Annotated in this window: 14 protein-coding genes, 2 pseudogenes, 1 riboswitch and 1 other annotated feature; all 16 genes and pseudogenes read left to right on the top strand. The window is 27.8% G+C overall.

Annotated features, from left to right (window positions below):
* Positions 1 to 143 precede the first annotated feature (143 nt).
* The 16 genes and pseudogenes from JJC02_16075 (at position 144) to JJC02_16000 (ending at position 19,754) form a co-directional block, all read left to right on the top strand.
* Positions 144 to 809, top strand: coding sequence for an MgtC/SapB family protein (locus JJC02_16075; GenBank protein UDN54368.1), 666 nt, complete (start codon positions 144 to 146; stop codon positions 807 to 809).
* 64 nt (positions 810 to 873) lie between these two features.
* Positions 874 to 2,658: an oligoendopeptidase F gene (gene pepF, locus JJC02_16070; protein ID UDN54367.1), complete on the top strand. Its 1,785-nt coding sequence runs from the start codon at positions 874 to 876 to the stop codon at positions 2,656 to 2,658.
* Positions 2,659 to 2,924: 266 nt separating this feature from the next.
* Positions 2,925 to 3,758 carry a phosphate ABC transporter substrate-binding protein gene (locus JJC02_16065; GenBank protein UDN54366.1) on the top strand — a complete coding sequence of 278 codons (834 nt, stop codon included), beginning with the start codon at positions 2,925 to 2,927 and terminating at the stop codon, positions 3,756 to 3,758.
* Positions 3,759 to 3,991: 233 nt separating this feature from the next.
* A riboswitch (cyclic di-GMP riboswitch) is annotated at positions 3,992 to 4,075 on the top strand.
* A gap of 560 nt (positions 4,076 to 4,635) precedes the next feature.
* A pseudogene (locus JJC02_16060) lies at positions 4,636 to 4,915 on the top strand (response regulator).
* Positions 4,906 to 5,217: pseudogene (locus JJC02_16055) on the top strand (sensor histidine kinase). Before JJC02_16060 ends, JJC02_16055 begins: the two co-directional pseudogenes overlap by 10 nt.
* A 49-nt stretch (positions 5,218 to 5,266) precedes the next feature.
* Positions 5,267 to 5,947, top strand: coding sequence for a response regulator transcription factor (locus JJC02_16050; protein ID UDN54365.1), 681 nt, complete (start codon positions 5,267 to 5,269; stop codon positions 5,945 to 5,947).
* A 652-nt stretch (positions 5,948 to 6,599) separates the two neighbouring features.
* Positions 6,600 to 7,517, top strand: a complete 918-nt coding sequence (gene pstC, locus JJC02_16045) for a phosphate ABC transporter permease subunit PstC (GenBank protein UDN54364.1) — start codon at positions 6,600 to 6,602, stop codon at positions 7,515 to 7,517.
* Position 7,518: 1 nt separating this feature from the next.
* Positions 7,519 to 8,343, top strand: a complete 825-nt coding sequence (gene pstA, locus JJC02_16040) for a phosphate ABC transporter permease PstA (protein ID UDN54363.1) — start codon at positions 7,519 to 7,521, stop codon at positions 8,341 to 8,343.
* 18 nt (positions 8,344 to 8,361) lie between these two features.
* Positions 8,362 to 9,126, top strand: coding sequence for a phosphate ABC transporter ATP-binding protein (gene pstB / locus JJC02_16035; protein UDN54362.1), 765 nt, complete (start codon positions 8,362 to 8,364; stop codon positions 9,124 to 9,126).
* 27 nt (positions 9,127 to 9,153) lie between these two features.
* Complete coding sequence (phoU, locus tag JJC02_16030) at positions 9,154 to 9,807, top strand: phosphate signaling complex protein PhoU (GenBank protein UDN54361.1); 654 nt, start codon at positions 9,154 to 9,156, stop codon at positions 9,805 to 9,807.
* Positions 9,808 to 9,964: 157 nt separating this feature from the next.
* Positions 9,965 to 10,837, top strand: coding sequence for an FUSC family protein (locus tag JJC02_16025; GenBank protein ID UDN54360.1), 873 nt, complete (start codon positions 9,965 to 9,967; stop codon positions 10,835 to 10,837).
* A gap of 83 nt (positions 10,838 to 10,920) precedes the next feature.
* Positions 10,921 to 12,357, top strand: a complete 1,437-nt coding sequence (locus JJC02_16020) for an iron hydrogenase (protein ID UDN54359.1) — start codon at positions 10,921 to 10,923, stop codon at positions 12,355 to 12,357.
* Between the two features lie 45 nt (positions 12,358 to 12,402).
* Positions 12,403 to 13,230 (top strand): polysaccharide deacetylase, encoded by an 828-nt coding sequence (locus tag JJC02_16015; protein UDN54358.1) that lies wholly within the window; start codon positions 12,403 to 12,405, stop codon positions 13,228 to 13,230.
* A gap of 315 nt (positions 13,231 to 13,545) precedes the next feature.
* Positions 13,546 to 13,809 (top strand) — a binding site (T-box leader).
* Between the two features lie 77 nt (positions 13,810 to 13,886).
* Entirely contained in the window at positions 13,887 to 16,553 is a 2,667-nt protein-coding gene (locus tag JJC02_16010) for a valine--tRNA ligase (GenBank protein UDN54357.1), read from the top strand.
* Between the two features lie 424 nt (positions 16,554 to 16,977).
* Positions 16,978 to 17,688, top strand: a complete 711-nt coding sequence (rgaR, locus tag JJC02_16005; protein UDN54356.1) for a two-component system response regulator RgaR — start codon at positions 16,978 to 16,980, stop codon at positions 17,686 to 17,688.
* A gap of 1,028 nt (positions 17,689 to 18,716) precedes the next feature.
* A complete protein-coding gene (locus JJC02_16000; GenBank protein ID UDN54355.1) occupies positions 18,717 to 19,754 on the top strand; it encodes a S8 family serine peptidase in 1,038 nt (345 codons plus the stop codon).
* Positions 19,755 to 19,796: the final 42 nt, after the last annotated feature.

The following is a 19,796-nucleotide window of genomic DNA, read 5'->3' as shown; positions in this document are numbered from 1 at the left end:
TTGTGGGTTTTTTTGTATCAAAAATTAACAGATGGCTATATTTTACATATATTAATAATAATATTAAGATATAAAATAGTATTTCTGATGTGTAAATTATCTGTAGGGCATAAGATGTGATTAAGTCAGGAGGGTTTTATATTATGATTGATATAGGAAGTAAGGAGATAGCAATAAGGTTACTATTAGCTTTAATAATAGGAGGAATAATAGGTCTAGAGAGAGAAAAAATAAGACAGTTTGCAGGCTTTAGGACACATATATTAATTGCAATAGGTTCTTGTATTGTTTCAATAACTTCGATTCGATTATTTTTTGATTATAATTTGTATACAAATGCTGACCCAGCAAGAATGCCTGCTCAAGTATTATCTGGAATTGGTTTTTTAGGTGCAGGAGCAATTTTAAAAAATAAAGGTGGAGTAAAAGGGCTTACTACAGCTGCTGGAATGTGGGCAACTGCATGTATTGGTATAGCAGTGGGTTATGGTTATTATGAATTATCAATTTTAGGTGGATTATTTGTAATGATAGCATTATTTGTGCTTAGGATAATCAATACATTTTTATTTAGCCAAGAAAAAAATGTATTGATATTAAAATTAAGCAATTTGGATTCTATACCTTTTTTATATGATAAATTTGAAAAAAATCAACTTATTGTAAGAAACATGGAAATAGAATGTCGTAATGAAGAATACTGGAAGGTAAATTTTTTTGTATCCTATGATAAAAGAATATACTTACACGATGTTATGAAAGAAATAAATATGATAGAAGGAGTAATAAATGTAGATTATTTGGACTAAAATATATACAATATATTTTGTAAAGTAATAAAATATAAAACAAATAAAAATAGAGGTGTATGATATGGGAACTGATAGAAGTACGATAGAAGAAAAGTATAAATGGAAGATAGATAAGATGTACTCTAGTAAAGAGGAAATTGAAAAAGATATAAGCAAAGTAAAAAATCTTATCCAAGAGGTAAAAGAATATAAGGGGAAGCTTTCTGAGAGTAAGGAGAATTTGTATAAAGTATTAAATATCTCTGAAAATGCGTCTAGAATTGTTCAAAATTTATATGTATATACTCATATGAAACAACACGAAGATACTAGAATTAATGATAATCAAGGAAGAGCTACTAAGACAGAAATGCTATCTACTGATTTGGGTGTGGCTACTTCTTATATAGTACCAGAAATCCTGGCTATAGAAGAGAATAGGTTAAGTGAATATTTAAAAGATGAGAAGTTATCTTTTTATACAAAATATATAAAGGATATATTAAGAGATAAACCACATACTTTGAGTGAACGAGAAGAAGAAATACTTGCAGCCACATCAGAATTATCAACAGTTCCAGAAAATGTATACGATATGTTAGCATATGCAGATATGGAATTTCCTGAGATAGAAGATGAAGAAGGTAATAAGGTCAAGCTTTCTCATTCAAACTACTCTTTATTTATAAAAAGTAAAAATAGTAGAGTTAGAAAAGATGCTTTTGAAGGTGAATTTTCAACTTATGAGAAATATAAAAATACATTTGCATCAACACTTTATGGTGGAATAAAGTCAGAGATATTTTACGCAAAAACTAGAAAGTATAATTCAGCAATAGAAGCGTCTTTATTTTCAGATGATGTAAGTTTAGATGTCTACAATAATCTTATATCAGCTATAGATGCAAGTCTTCCTACTTTAAATAAGTATGTTGAGCTTAAAAAGAAATTTTTAGGATTGAATGAAATACACATGTATGATTTGTATGTTCCTTTGACAGATAAATTTGACATGGATATACCATATGATAAGGCACAGGATATCATATTAGAGGCACTTAAGCCTTTAGGAGAAGAATACTTGAAGGTTATAAAAAGTGCTTTTGACGAAGGTTGGATTGATGTATATGATAATGAAGGTAAAAAAGGAGGAGCTTATTCTTGGGGAAGTTATGATTCTCATCCTTATATATTAATGAGCTATAAAAATGACCTTAATTCTCTATTTACTTTAATCCATGAATTAGGTCACTCTGTCCATAGTCATTATTCAAGAACAAGTCAACCATTTTTATATTCAGACTATAAGATATTCGTTGCAGAAGTTGCGTCTACACTTAATGAATTACTTCTTATAAATTATTTATTAGAAAATTCTAAGTCTAAAGATGAAACTGTATACCTATTAAATTACTATTTAGAACAATTTAGAACTACAGTTCATAGACAAACTATGTTTGCTGAGTTTGAAAAGATTGTACATGAAAGGGTAGAGAGCAAAGAACCACTTACTGCTGATGAATTTACTGACATATACTACAAATTAAATGAAAAGTATTACGGAAAATCTGCAATAGTAGATAAACAAATAGGAATAGAATGGGCTAGAATTCCTCATTTTTATTCAAATTTCTATGTGTATAAGTATGCTACAGGATTTTCTGCTGCAAGTGCTTTAAGTCAACAGATACTTTCAGAAGGAAGTACTGCTGTAGATAGATATATAAACTTCTTAAAAAGTGGAGGGTCAGAGTATCCTTTAGAACAATTAAAATCTGCTGGTGTGGATATGACGAAAAAAGAATCTATAGAAGAAGCTTTAAATGTATTTTCTAGTTTAGTTAATAGACTGGAAAAAGAGCTATAATATATAAATAGATTAATGAATTAAGTAAAAACTTGTAATAATATTAGACAAGTATGCTATACTCACATACTTCTATACCCTAAAGGTTACTTAAAAAATTTAATATAATTTCAAATATACTATATAAAATAAAATATTTACATGTATTTAACAATGTTTACACTTACTTAACCTCGCTCTAATATTTATTTAACAAAAATTATGTATCATTAAAACATGGATAATATGAAAACAAAAAAATTAAAATATAAGCGGGGGTAAGTAAAATGTTTAAAAAGAAAATAGGAGTTCTTTTAGCTAGTACAATGCTAGTTGGAGCTTTAGCAGTAGGATGTGGTTCTAATTCAGGAGGTTCAGGTGATTCAAGTAAAGTTTCTGTTTCAGGTTCAACTTCAATAGGTCCTCTTATGGAAACTATCGCAGAAAAGTTTCAGGGAAAAAATCAAGGTGTTAGTGTAGAAGTACAACAAATTGGTTCTTCTGGAGGTATAAAAAATGCCATAGAAGGAACATCTGAAATAGGAATGAGCTCAAGAGATTTAAAAGATGAAGAAAAAAGTGCTGGATTGAAGGAATCTAAGATAGCAATAGATGGTATAGCATTGATAACTAATACTGCTAACCCAGTAAAAAATCTAACAATGGACCAAGTTAAAGGTATATATACAGGAAAGATAACTAACTGGAAAGAAGTGGGAGGAAAGGATGCGCCAATAGTAATAGTATCAAGAGAAGAAGGTTCAGGAACTAGAGATGGATTCCAAGAAATTGTAGGATTTGAGTCAGAAGAATTAACTAAAGATGCACAAATAAGTGATGGTTCAGGAAATATAAAAACTACAGTTGAAGGCAATGAAAATGCTATAGGATATATATCATTTGGATATGTTGATGAGAAAGTAAATAGTTTAAAAGTAAATGATGTTGAAGCAACTGACGAAAATGTAATAGCTAACAAATATCCGATATCAAGACCATTTATACTAGTTAATAAAGAAGATGGTTTATCAGAAAAAGGTAAAGCTTTAATAGACTATATATTGAGTGATGAAGGACAAGCACTTGTTTCAGAGAAAGGATTTATTAAAGTTAATCAATAAAATGAATATTTAATGTAAAATAAATATATGTACCCTGCAAGGTAAGCTCATAAAAATGTTGCTATAACTTGCAGGGTATTGTCTATTCTTGGATATAGAAATATAAATATTTTTAGAGATAATATATATTTTAGTATGTTATACCTAAAGAATATGGAAATATTGACAAAATAATATTACAATGTTAGAATAAAAAGGAAATTTACTAAAACATATTAAAGATTTTTAATAAAAATATTTTAGAAACTGAGAAGTATATCTTATTATTGGGCATCTAGAGATATATGGAGTTAATGGTGCAACCGGCTATGAATATAATCTTTATATTGCATAGCCTTTTTTGTTTTAAAATTAACAAGAATATTGTGAAATTTGAAAATAATAGTATTAGTAGTTAGATTTATATTAATAAGTTAAATTTTGAATTTTAAAGTAGCCATTTGTTGGAAAAGGGAAATTTTTTAAAAAGTATAATACAATTATAATAAGAAAATAACGTTTTTATAAACATTAGGATATAGAATGTAAACTTTTTGTAACAATATATTTACCAAAATAATACAATTTATTTTATATTATAACCATATAAATCATATAAATCAATACTCAAACTCACTAATGGACAAGTTTCTAGAAAAACAATAGATTTATAAGATAAAACGACTTTAAGCTCCATTTTCCAACAATCGGAGACTTTGATTAGTATTTAATAATGAATCTTAATATTTAATATAATATTCAAGAATTATTCAAAAGTACTTAAGTATTATAGTCTAGTTTGTAAAAATATTATAAAATGATAATACTAGTTATATAAAAATAAAACATTATAATTTGTAATAATAAAAACTTGAGACTATGATTAAAATATTTTTGAATGGAGTGGAGTAATGTATATACATCAGAGACTGCTAAAGGATTCTATAAATATAGTAGAAAACATAGTTTTAGATTGTATAATTATGGATATTGTATTGCCAGATATAGATGGATATGAAATGTACAATGATATAAAAGAAAAGGTTAACATATCTATAATGTTTTTATCTAATTATGAACATGAAGAAGAAAAAATTTGGTGATTTTTAGCTGAAAACAAAGAACCAGTATTCTCGAAGATAAAAATATATAATATAAGGTTGGTAATATTCGTGTAGATGAAGAGACAAAAGCTTATCTATCTGCGATAAATCAAAAATCAAATGAGGTACAAAATAGAGTACATAGTCTACAAGAATTTACATCACAAGATAGAGAGATTGGTCTTAGATTAGAAAATATGTCAAAGATATTTGAACGATTCTTTACATCAAGAGATGCTGACATTTGAACAGGTCAAGGGTTAGGGTTATATGTTGTAAAGTCCATTGTGAAAGAACATGATGGAGAAATTTTTGTAGATTCAGAGTTAGGAAAAGGAACTGTTTTTACAATAAAACTAAATCTATGTTTTTCATAATAATGGGTTATTTAATATAAAAGAATAATGATATTTAGGAGTGATTATAATGCAAACTAAGATATTGATAATAGATGAAGATAAAAATAATTGCCAGGAATTGAAAAACTTTTTAGAAGGAAAAGGGATAAATATAGATTTAGCATATAATTGTGAAGAAGCTATTGAAAAAATATTTAGTAATAAATATGATTTAATATTTTTAGAAATAATTTTACCTGATGGTGATGGATGGACTCTTTGTAAAAAAATTAGAAATGTAACTACATGTCCAATTGTATATATGACTTACATAAATGAAGACCAAAGCATTTTAAATGCATTAAATTCTGGTGGAGACGATTATTTAATTAAGCCTTTAAATTTAGAAATATTATATGCAAAAGTAAAAGCTATTTTAAGAAGAATGAATTTATATGTAAATAATAATGAAAATAATACAAAGTTAGAGGAATATAATAGAACTAGTGGAGTAATAAAGTTAGAAGATAAAATAATAAAATTGACTCCAACAGAAAATAAGTTATTAAACTTTTTTATAGAGAATCCTGAAAAGACTTTAACTACTAAAGAGATATATGAACATGTATGGATGAATGAATACTTAGAGGATAATTATAGTGTGGTAGTTGCAGTGAATGGATTAAGAAAGAAAATAGAGAAAGATTATAAAAATCCTCAAAAGATTATAACAATAAGAGGAGCAGGATATTATTTTAATAAGGAATAATGAACATATATTAATGAGCGTTAATAAGTATAAAAAATGTGCAACTTTAGCGATATTTAAACGAAATTATTGTAAAATAGCTGACTGAAATTTAACTGTCAAAGCCTGTTTTTCTGGGTTTAACTGACGTTTAACTTACATTCAGTTTTATTGTTTAAAAAGATATTTACTTAAGCTATTATTTTAAGGTTTCCATTTGAAACTTAGATGAATTTGATTTGGTAATTTTAGATATTATGTTGCTAAACCTTTCTGACCTATTGTAAATATCAAGTATCATAACAATTTGATGAAAATAATAGTGACATAGATAATAATTATATATGTAGTATAAAAGTTAAATTTAGTTAACAAATCTTAATAGCAGATATAGGTAATAAATTACGCATAAAGCGTATTATTACCTATATCTGCTATTTTAATATAGCAAAACACCGTTATATGTAAAGTAAATTTCAAATATAGTTTTAAAAGTAAAATTAATGTTAAAAAAGTGAATATAATTTTACACTTGCTTAACTTAATCCTAATATAGATTTAACTTAAAAAAAGTAGAATAAAAGTACAGGAAATTTGATGAAGATGAATTATAAAAATTTAAATTTTGAATACAGAACGAAAATCGATAAGTATATTTTAATGGGAGGATATTATGATAGTAAAATCTAGATTAGTAGGTTTAGAAAAAAATGACAATAATGGCAATAAAACAAAATACGTAATTGAAAAAGTAGCAAAAAATATTTTTCTACTTAGTGCTTTAGTAGCAGTTGCAAGTTTACTTTTGATAATAGGATTCGTATTTTATAAAGGGCTAAGACCATTTATATTTGAGGGATACTCATTTATAGACTTTTTAACTGGTGTAGATTGGGTTCCTTCTGCTAATAAATTTGGAATATCATCTATGATAGTAGCATCAATATTTGCAACACTTGGAGCACTTGTGATAGGAGTACCAATTGGTATATTAACATCTGTATTTATAGCAGAAGTAGCACCTAAAAGATTAGCAAAAATAATGTCACCAGCAGTTGAACTTTTAGCAGGTATACCTTCAGTATTATATGGTGTATTTGGTCTTGCAGTGATAGTTCCAACGATACAAAGTATATTTAATCTTCCAAAAGGTCAAAGTTTGTTGGCAATAGTAATAGTACTAGCAGTAATGATGTTACCGACAATAATATCTGTATCAGAAACAGCAATAAGAGCAGTACCAAAAGCATACAAAGAAGGTTCATTAGCACTTGGTGCATCAAAAATAGAAACAATATTCAAAGTTGTATTACCTGCTGCGAAATCTGGAGTATTGGCTGCAGTAGTGTTAGGAGTAGGAAGAGCTTTAGGTGAAACAATGGCAGTAATACTTGTCGCAGGAAACTCACCAGTTATGCCAACTGCAATAACAGATAGTGTAAGACCACTTACAACTAATATAGCACTTGAAATGGGATACGCATTTGGTACACATCAAGAAATGTTATTTGCAACTGGAGTAGTATTGTTTACATTTATATTAATTTTAAACTTAGTTTTAAATAAACTTTCAAATAAGGCGGTAAATTAAGATGAGAAAGTTCAAAGAGAATCTATTGAAGTCATTAGTATATCTATCAGCACTATTTACAATAGTATCATTAGTAGTTATAGTGGGATTTATATTTATAAAGGGAATTGGAAACATGAATTTTAATTTCTTATTTAGCAATTATTCAGCATCAGGTGATGGTGGTATACTTCCAATGATAATTACAACATTATATACTGTAGTAGTTTCTATAGTTGTAGCAACTCCTATAGGAATATTGGCTGCTATATATTTACAAGAATATGCTAAAAAAGGAAAAGCAGTTACTGCTATAAGATTTGCAACTGAAAGTTTATCAGGGATACCATCTATAGTGTATGGATTATTTGGAGGAATTTTCTTTGTTGTTACATTAAAAATGGGGTATTCAATAGTTGCAGGTTCGCTTACAGTTGCAATAATAATATTACCAGTAATAATTCGTACAACAGAAGAAGCTTTAAAGACAGTTCCTCAAGCGTATAGAGAATCATCATTAGCATTAGGAGCTACAAAATTTCAAACTTTATATAAGGTAGTACTTCCAAGTGCGATACCAGGAATCTTATCTGGAGTAATCTTATCAGTTGGTCGTATAATTGGAGAGTCAGCTGCAATATTACTTACAGCAGGTACTGTAGCTAAGATGCCAGGAGGAATATTTGATAGTGCAAGAACATTAACTGTACACTCATACTTACTGACTAAAGAGAGTGGAGATATAGCGACGGCAGCTAGTATAGGAATTGTTTTAATAGTAATTGTATTAGCACTAAACATGTTAGCAAGATTTGTTGCTAAGAAATTAAATAAGGCTAATTATTAAATTTAAGAGGTGTGAATAATGGAATTAATCGATAAGATAAAAATGAGTGTAAAAGATTTGGATTTATTTTATGGTGATAAGCAAGCTCTAAAGAAAATAAATATGGATATAAAAGAGAATAAGGTTACTGCTTTAATAGGTCCATCTGGATGTGGGAAATCAACTTTTATAAGGACGTTAAATAGAATGAATGACCTAATAGAGGATGTAACAATTAAAGGAAACATTTTTGTTGATGGAGAAGATATATATACTTCAGATGATGTTATAAATCTCCGTACTAAAGTTGGAATGGTATTTCAAAAGCCAAATCCATTTCCGATGAGTATATATGATAATGTGGCATATGGTCCTCGTACACAGGGGCTAAGAGATAAGAAGCAATTAGATAAAATTGTAGAAGAAAGCTTAAAAGGAGCAGCTATTTGGGATGAGGTTAAAGATAGACTTAAGTCATCTGCACTAGGACTTTCTGGTGGACAACAACAGCGTATATGTATAGCAAGAGCAATTGCAATGAGACCAGAAGTTATTCTTATGGATGAACCTACATCTGCTTTAGACCCAATTTCAACATTAAAAGTAGAGGAACTTATAGAGGATTTAAAAAGAGACTACACAATAGTCATAGTTACACATAATATGCAACAAGCTGCTCGTATATCAGATGAAACAGCTTTTTTCTTAAATGGAGAGGTTATAGAATTTAGCGATACAAAAACTATGTTTACCACTCCTGTAGATAAAAGAACAGAAGATTATATAACTGGTAGATTTGGTTAAAATATATAACTATAAAGGAGTTAGACAATGGTCAATAATAGCTTAGATATAAGTATTGATACTTTAAAAGAACAAACAGTACTTATGATAGAAAAATGTGAAGAAGCAATAGAGAAGTCTGTGACTTGTATGATAGAGAAGGATTTAGAGGGTGCAAGAAAAGTAGTAGAAGATGATGAAGAAATAAATAAATTAAGGGAAGAAATAAGAGATAAAAGTATAGAGCTAATAGTATTAAAGCAACCAATGGCAAGGGATTTAAGATTTATCTATTCATTGGGGAATATATCGATAGAGTTAGAAAGAATAGGAGATTATGCAGCAAATATAGCTAGAGAAATGTTGAAGATAGGTGGAGAAGCTTATATAAAAGAGTTGATAGATATTCCTAAAATGGCAAAAGAATGTAGAGATATGATGTCTCATACTAGAGAAGCTTTAATCTCATTTGATGCCAGTATAGCTTATAATGTTGGAACTAAAGATGATATTGTAGATGATTTATATGAACAAGTACAAATTGATTGTTTAAAAATAATGCATGAAAATAAGAATACTATAGACCAAGGGGTAAAACTTTTACTTATAGGAAGATACCTTGAACGAATTGGAGACCATATAACAAATGTATGTGAAAAGATAATTTTTGCAATTGAAGGTAAAATGGTAGAGATAGGATAAAAAACTGCTTTAAAGCAGTTTTTTTATTGTCTAAATTAATAAGTAATTGATAAAAAAATATGATTAATGGGTAAATTTAAAAAATTGTGATATACTAGGAACATACTAAATATGAGGATGCGTATTTTATAGAAGATGCTTTTTAGGAGGTGGAACTTTGAAACTTCAAAAGATGGGTATGAGGACTATAAAAACAGGAATTAGTGTCACTTTATGTATGCTTCTTGGCGATTATTTAGTTGAGAATATGTTTTATTCTCTAGTAGCATGTATAATTTCTGTTCAAGATACAGTAAAAGGTTCTCTAAAGACGGGAATCAATAGAGTGGAAGGTACTATTTTAGGTGGTATAATAGGATTCATATTTGCCATCACTAAAGCTGGGGACCCGTTTTTATGCGGTCTAGGAGTAATGTGCGCAATATATTTATGCAATTTATTTAAAATAAAGTCAGTAGTAGTTGCATGTGTAACTTTTCTGGCTATACATCTAGGTGTAGGAAATAGTGACCCTGTATCTTATTCTTTACATAGGGTATTAGATACGTCTGTAGGTGTTTTGTTTGGGGTACTTGTTAATTATTATGTAGCTAGACCAAATTATCTAAATAGTGTTATAGATGAGTTTAAAAAGATAGAAGAACTTTCAATGTTACTTATTGAAGATAAAATACTCAGAAAAGAAAATTTAAATGTCGAGAAATTTGAAGAAGAAGTAGAAAAATTGGAAGAAATATATTCAAAACTTATTGATGAGTTGGATTATAGTTTGAGCGAGACTAATATAGAAAAAATTGAGAATGCCTTAAGGATATGTAGAGAAATCCATTTTCATATGCAATCTATAGAGTTACTTGAAAATAAACTTTATTTAAAAGAGCATACATATAAATACCTTAAGAAAATATATAATGTGGATGAATTGGATTGGAATATAGATGAAGAAGAAAGTCCTGTATTCAACTATCATTTAATGAAAATAATGCTTGAAATAGAGATGTTAAAGAAATTAAATAAATTATATCAATAATAGTAAGTAAATAATAAATAAAAAATAGTATCTTTGTAAATATTAAACATATATAAGTTTAATTTACGGAGGTACTATTTTTTATGGATACTAGAAATGATAATTCTAAAATATTAGAAATATATAAGATGAAGCTTTTTGGCGAACTTGTAAAGGCAGTGTGGAATGATGACATAGAGGATATTGAAAACTTACCTAATAAAATTTTAAATGAAGATTTAAATGATAATTTAAAGAATTATTTTGGTGAAAAATTCGATAAAGATACTATGGTAAATTTAATTAGGGTAACTATGGGATTGGATGTGACAGGAGATACAGATAAAAATCTAAAAGATGCACTACATGAAGCTGTAAATTTAGATGAAGTTAAAAGACCAATAATATCTATAATATCAGATGCTTGCAAATATTGTGATGAAAATAATAAGGAAGATGAGTCATGTAAGATAAGAAGTAAGCATATTAATTGTAATGAGGAAGATGTATGTAGTGCTTGTGGTGATTGTGTATCAAGATGTAAGTTAGGTGCAATATCAGATAAAATAGAATTTATACCAATGATAAAGTTGTTGAAAGATATAAAGAGCCCTGTGTATGCAATAGTTGCACCAGCTTTTGTAGGGCAGTTTGGAAAAGATGTGAGCCCTGGTAAGTTAAGAACTGCATTAAAAAGGATAGGATTTGAAGATATGGTAGAAGTTGCTTTGGCAGCAGATATGCTTACTGCAAAAGAAGCATATGATTATTATGAACATATGAAAAAGGATGAAAAAGGATGCTTTATAACTAGTTGTTGCTGTCCTATTTGGGTTAGCCTGATACAAAATAGTTTTCCTCAGATACTGGAGAATGTATCACCATCTGTTTCTCCTATGATTGCTTGTGGGAGAGCTGTAAAAATTTTAAATCCAGATGCTAAAGTTGTATTCATAGGTCCTTGTATGGCAAAAAAGAAAGAAGCAATGTTAGAAGATATAAAGGATGCAGTTGATTTTGTGCTTACATTTAAAGAGCTACAAGAAATATTTGATGCATTAGAGTTAAATCCAGCAATAATGGATGAGAGTAATAGAGTAGAGGCATCTCTTTCAGGTAGAGTTTATGCTAGAACAGGAGGTGTAAGTAAGGCAGTTAAATTATCAGTTAGAAGAATTGATAAAAATATAAGATTTGAAGAAAAAGCATTTGAAGGAACAAAAGAGTGTATGGACGGTCTAAAGAAAGTTCTAAATAAAGAAATAGAAGCTACATTTATAGAAGGAATGGGGTGTATAGGAGGCTGTGTAGGAGGTCCTAAACGTATTTTAAGTGTAGAAGAAGGTACTAAGAATGTTGATGAATATAGTGAAAGTACAAATATGGAAACTCCATTTGATAATTTAAATGTATTACAATTTTTAACTTCTTTGGGAATCAAAAGAGTAGAATCTCTAGGAGAAAAGGAAGAAGAAAAAGTTAAAAAAATATTTAGTAGAGATATAAAAAGTAATAAGAAAGAGAATAAGTATAAAAAATAATTTTTACTCTTAAACTTATTCTTTTATAAAAGGGAGATATGGGGGATGAAAATTAAAGATAATAAGGCTACTTTTCATGTAATGATAAGGTTATTTCTTATAGCTGTTTTAATTTTAACTGGGACATTATTGGAAGAAAAAATCAATAATGTTCCAGTCCAAAATATAAGCACAAAAGGTGAAAATACACTAGAATTACTTTCTCAAGGGAATACATTAGGAGAAATTATGTATAAAGCATCTCAAGAAGAAACAAAAGGACCAGGAGCTACTTCTGAAAAAGTAGCGTACATAACAATAGATGATGGACCATCAAAATATACAAATGCACTACTTGATATTTTAAAAGAAAATGATGTCAAAGCGACATTTTTTATGCTTAATCAAAACATGAAAAACCACAAGGAAGAAGTAAGAAGAGTCTTAGAAGAGAAAAATTCAATAGGTTTTCATAGTGTAAGTCATGATATACATAAGCTATATAAAAGCCCAGAAGTAACAGTCGGGGAATTTAATACATGCAATAATACTCTGCAAGATATAACTGGTCAGAGTTCAAAATTAATAAGATTACCATATGGAAGTAAGCCATATATGCCAGAAGGTTCATATAATAAACTTATGGCAAATGATTATTTAATTTGGGACTGGAATTTGGATACACAAGATTGGAAGTCTTCTACAAGTCAGATAGTAAGTAATATATTATATTATGGAAGAAAAAGAGATGAATTAGTAGTACTAATTCATGAGAAAGAGCAAAGTTTAAATGCTTTAAATAACATTATAAGAATCTTAAAAGAGAGAGGGTATACAATATTGCCAATTACAGAAAATATCACACCTAAAAATTTCTGGCAAGAAAACTTATAATAAATTTAAATATGGTAAAAAATAAAGTAAATTATTTATGAAATAAAACATATAATTTACAAAATAGAATATAAAAAATAAAGCATAAGAAATATAATGTAAATAGAATATAATCTAAAATCAATAAAAAGATGTTAAAATTTAAACAAAATAATAGTATAATTATTGACATTATAAGGCAAAATAAGTTGAAAAAAATAGTATAGGATATAATAATCAGCATAGAATATAAAAAAATAATTAAGAAAATTCAGAAAAAATAAAATAAAAATGATTGACAAAGAGAATAATATTTGTATATAATAATATGTAATATTAAAGACTGAGAAGAAGAGGAGTAAGTAAATACTACTAAAAGAGAGGAAAATTCACTGGCTGTAAGATTTTCTAAGTACAAGGTTTACTGAACGTAGCTTTGGAGTTTCTAAACTGAACTGTTAGTAAGTTTAGACGGTTAGAACCGTTAAATTCTTTGAGAGTCAAAGTTGATAAAATAACATTAACCGATAATTTAACTATATGTTAATGTATTTTTAAGCTTTGGAATTAAGGTGGTAACGCGAGCTTTTCGTCCTTTTTAAAGAGGATGAAGGGCTCTTTTTTATTTCTAGATATATTTTAAAAAATTTATTTATAAAAATACAGGAGGCAAGACAATGGAAAATACGAACTTATCAAAAACTTATAATCCCAAAGATTTTGAGGCTAGGTTATATAAAAAATGGATGGATGAAGGGTATTTTAAATCTAAACCAAATCCAGATAAAAAACCATTTACAATAATGATGCCACCACCAAACATAACAGGGCAATTGCACATGGGACATGCTCTTGACCATACACTTCAAGATATACTAATCAGATGGAAGCGTATGGATGGATATGAAGCTTTTTGGCTTCCAGGAACTGACCATGCTTCTATAGCAACTGAAGTTAAAGTTGTTGAAAGAATAAAAAAACAAGAAGGTAAGACAAAATATGAAGTAGGTAGAGAGGAATTTTTAAAGAGAGCTTGGGAATGGAAAGATGAGTTTGGAGGAAAAATATCTAACCAGCTTAAACAATTAGGAGATTCTTGTGATTGGGATAAAGAGAGATTCACTATGGATGAAGGGTGTAATGAGGCAGTTATAGAATTCTTTGTAAGCCTATATGAAAAAGGTCATATATATAGAGGAAATAGAATAATAAACTGGTGTCCAGATTGTAAAACTACTTTATCAGATGCAGAAGTTGAACATGAAGAACATGACGGAAACTTTTATCATATAAAATACCCACTAAAAGATAGTGAAGATTTCTTAGAGATAGCTACAACTAGACCTGAGACAATGATAGGGGATACTGGTATAGCAGTAAATCCAGAGGATGATAGATATAAACACTTAATAGGAAAAACAGCAATACTTCCATTAGTAGGAAGAGAACTTCCAATAGTTGCAGATAGTTATGTTGATTTAGAGTTTGGAACTGGTGCAGTTAAGATGACTCCAGCACATGACCCTAATGATTTTGAAGTAGGATTAAGACATAATCTTGAACAGTTAAATACTATGAATGAAGATGGAACTATGAATGAAGTTTGCGGAAAATATGAAGGTATGGATAGATTTGAGTGTAGAAAAGCTATTTTAGCAGACTTAAAAGAACAGGGTTACCTAATTAAGGTAAAAGAGCATAATCATAATGTAGGAACGTGTTATAGATGCCATACAGTAGTTGAGCCTAGATTATCAGAGCAATGGTTTGTTAAGATGGAAGAACTTGCAAAACCAGCTATAGATATTCTTAAAAATGGAGAACTAGAATTTGTTCCAGAGAAATTTGATAAAACTTATTTACAGTGGCTAGAAAATATAAGAGATTGGTGTATATCAAGACAATTATGGTGGGGTCATCAAATACCAGCTTACTATTGTCAAGAGTGTGGAGAAATAATAGTTGCGAGAAAAATGCCAGATAAATGCTCTAAATGTGGAAGTACTCATTTTAAACAAGATGAAGATGCACTAGATACTTGGTTTAGTTCTGCATTATGGCCTTTTTCTACTCTAGGATGGCCAAATAAGACTGAAGCTTTAGACTACTATTATCCGACAAGTGTACTTGTTACAGGATATGATATAATATTCTTCTGGGTAGTTAGAATGGCATTTGCAGGTATGTTCTGTATGAATGAAAAGCCATTTGAACATGTTTTGGTTCATGGATTAGTAAGAGATTCTCAAGGTAGAAAGATGAGTAAATCATTAGGAAATGGTATCGACCCATTGGAGATAATCGAGCAATATGGAGCTGATGCACTAAGATTTACATTAACAACTGGAAATTCCCCAGGAAATGATATGAGATTCTATATGGAAAGAGTAGAATTTGCTAGAAACTTTGCCAATAAGTTGTGGAATGCATCAAGATTTGTATTTATGAATGTTGATGAAGATATAATTAAAAACATAACTAGAGAAAGTGTTAAAGATAACTTAACTTTAGCAGATAAATGGATAATATCAAGAGCAAATAATATTGTAAAAGAAGCAACTAATAACATGGATAAGTTTGATTTAGGAATAGCACTTCAGAAGATATACGATTTTACTTGGTCAGAATACTGTGACTGGTATATTGAAATGGTTAAACCTAGATTATATGGAGAAGATACAAATGCTAAGTCTGCAGCATTATATACATTAACTTATGTTCTTGAAAAAATATTAAAATTATTACATCCATATATGCCATTTATAACAGAGGAAATATACACTTATCTTCCTACTGTTGAAGGATGTATAATAGTATCTGAATGGCCAAAATACAATGAACAAGATAATATGGCTGAAGAAGAAGAGATGATGAGCTTATTGATGGAAGGTATAAGAAGTATAAGAAATGTGAGAGCAGAAATGAATGTACCACCTTCTAAGAAAGCTAAATTGATAATAATACCAAGTGAAGAAAAAATAGAAGTTATTGAACTTGGCAAAGATTATTTCATAACTTTAGCATCTGCTTCAAATGTTGAGATAGCAAAAGACAAATCTAATGTACCAGAAGATGCAGTTGGAGTAGTTATTGATGGTGTTGAAATATTTATACCTCTTAATGAGTTAGTTGATTTTGAAAAAGAAATTGAGAGATTATCTAAAGAAAAGAAAAAATTAGAAGGAGAAATAAAGAGAGTTAATGGAAAACTTGCAAATCAAGGTTTCTTAGCAAAAGCTCCTGAAAGTCTAATTGAGGAAGAAAAAGCCAAAAAAGAAAAATTTGAAGAGATGATTAAATCTGTTGAGGAAAGACTAATAAATTTAGAATCAAAAATAAAATAAATATAAGAATGAATGGAAACATACAAAAAGTAGAGAATATCTACTTTTTGTATGTTTTTCTTTCTATATAGATAAATATGATGTTATAATGCTTTACAGATATATTATATTTTTATCTTATTTTATGAATGTATCAATTTTATATTTTAAAATTTATAAGCAATAAAAATTTGATATATTATGATATTTGATATAGGATAATAAATACATGTTACGTTTATTTTCCTATATTTTTTTACATAATATAGCTATAAAAGCATATGAATTTATCATAATTTAAGTTTAAATATTAAAGATAATTACTATAAGTAGTTTAATCGACAATTTAAATTCGTCAAGGAATTTAAATATAAAAGCTAGTAAGTGCATTTTGAAAATTGAAATAAAGTAAACTAAATGATATTTTAGATTTGGAGGTGATATTATGTTTAGGGTAGTTATATGTGATGACGAAAAAATACAAAGAAGTATACTAAAAGAATTTACAGAAAAACTTTTGTCTGAAAGATGTCTAAATTATCAAATACTGGAATTCTCCTGTGGAGAAGACTTAATATCTAAATACCCAGAAAAAATTGACATTATATTTTTAGACATCCAAATGAAAGATATTAATGGAATTGAGGTGGCTAAAAAAATAAGAAAGTTTGATGAAAAAGTAGAAATTATATTTACAACAGCTTTTTCAGAGTATGCCCCCCAAGGTTATGAAGTTCGTGCTTATAGGTATTTAGTAAAACCTATAGAGTATAGTAACTTTGCAATGGGTGTAAATCTTTGTATTGACAACCTTCAAAGAAAGAAGGAGCGTTATATAGTTTTAAATAGTAAAAAAGGATTTAACAGGATACAGATAGATTCTATTTTATACGTTGAAACTGTAAAGAGAGATTTAGTTGTACATACATTAGGTAGAGATTATAAAGCTAATATGAGCATGAAACAAGCAGAAAAATTACTGTGTGAAAATGGATTTTTTAGATGTCACACAAGTTTTATTGTTAATTTAAGAAGAATAGAAGATATTGGGGATAATATGATTACTATTAACGAACAATTTATACCTATAAGTAAGTATAGGCTTAAAGATTTAAAAGTAGCATTAACAAGCTTGTTATGTGATATAATGTATTAATTTTAAAAAGGTAAACGAAAATATTGTAAAAAATATTTAATGTCATCACAGGGCTATTGATTAAAACTGTCTTAATATATAAAAAATTATGTATATTAAGACAGTTTTATTATGTAAAATAGTAGATTATAGATTTTTAATGTTGTTTCATATGTAGAGTAATCGTTATAATAACTTAATTATTAATATATTATAATTGATTTTTATATATATCAAATGTCTCGTCTTTAATACCATGAGCGACATCATTAGGATATATAATGAATATTTATAAAATTTATACATATTTGTTTTATTTATTATATCTATTCTAATTAGTTATATCAATATTTAAGGAAATATCGAATAGATATAAAAATAATTATTTACAATTTGTAAAACTTATAGTAATGAATTAATAAATAGTTTAATTCTATTAAAAGATTTCCTTTTATACAATTTATTTATTGAAATATGATATAATATATAAGGGTATAGGTATTGTTTTTTAGGACAATACTTATATGAGTTTTTATAGTATACTTGGTATAAGTTTTTTATATATTGACTAAAATTGATGTTCATTCGTTGTTTTTAGTATTTTTTTTGCCTTTTGATTCATACTTTGTAGAATGGTGCATTTTGTAAATTTGCCTATAAGACAAGTTTGTTCAAATTAATGTTCCCATAGCATATAAATAATTATTCCCTTAAATAAAATTAAGATGTATGGTATTTAGATTAAAAAGAATAAGATACAATTGATGGTTAATCATAGATAAATATTAATAAAGCATACAAGGGGATTGTCTAATGAGAAAGATAATCTCCTTTTTACAAATAATTCTAAATTATGATATAAATCTAAAAATTTTATCACAGTATTTAACCATTTAATGATAATAATTGATATAATAAATATAAATTAAATATATAGTGTACTTATTTTAGGTTTTTAGCAAGAAATATAGCATTTAAAGGATAAATTGTGCAACTTAAATCAAAGTTTAAGATGAACTATTAACATAGATATATTAAAAACTTGTGTAATGGAGAATGTATGTGATATGAATAATAAAGTTAAGGTTGCAGTATTAGATACAGGAATAGATAAAAATCATGATTACTTAAAAGATAACTTAGTTGGAGGAATTGCTTTTGAATGTATACATGATTATATCTTTATATCAGATAAATTTGATGATGAAGATGGTCATGGAACTGCTTGTGCATCAATAATAAAGAAGGAGTATGAAGATGTAGAGTTGTTTGTAATAAAAGTTTTAGGAAAAGATGGTATTACAAATATAAAAGTTCTTGAAGAAGCATTGAGATATCTTTTAGACACTAACATAAGATTAATTAATTTAAGTTTATCAGTAATAGGCGTAGAAAGTGTCAAGGGATTATTTGAAGTTTGCTATGAATTATTTAGAAAAGGAAAAATAATAGTATGTTCACTAGCTAATGACTTTGACTTAAGTTATCCAGCTATGTTTAACAATGTTATAGGAGTGAGGGGATTTACTTTAGATGTAGATGATTCATTTTGGTACAATAAAAAATATGATGTTCAATGTGTTATGGATAGCAATTCGTATATAAGTTGTGATATAAATAATTCCTATAGATTGCCACCAAAATGTAATAGTTATTTGTCAGCAAAGCTTACTGGTAAAATAGCTAAGATACTATCAGAAAAACCAGACACAACAATATCTGATTTAAATGATAAGCTTGAATCATTAGCAACTAGAAATCATTGGAATAGTTGTGATTTTGATGAATATAGTGGAATTCTAAACTTTAAATTGGATTTGTATGACAAAGATAATGCCCTTCTTATGAGAGTCGCTGATGTTGTTAGGGATTGTCTAAATATTGAAGATGATGATAAGAAATTATTTCAATGTAGCCTTTTTAATAAGGAGATAGGTCTAGTTTATGATAATTGTTTTAATCTGTTGAAAAAACTAGAACATAGATTTGACATAAAGTTTAATTATATGGACATTTCAAAATATGACTTAGTTTCGATATATACACTAACTGGATTAGTGGAAAGGTATAAAAGTAAAAACTTATAAATAAAGATTTGTAACTAAATTTAATGTAGAAGGTATTAAATT

The organism is Clostridioides sp. ES-S-0054-01, from assembly GCA_021561035.1.
GTDB lineage: Bacteria > Bacillota > Clostridia > Peptostreptococcales > Peptostreptococcaceae > Clostridioides.
Note: the sequence above shows the minus strand (reverse complement) of the source record. Positions and strands in the feature narration are given on the sequence as shown.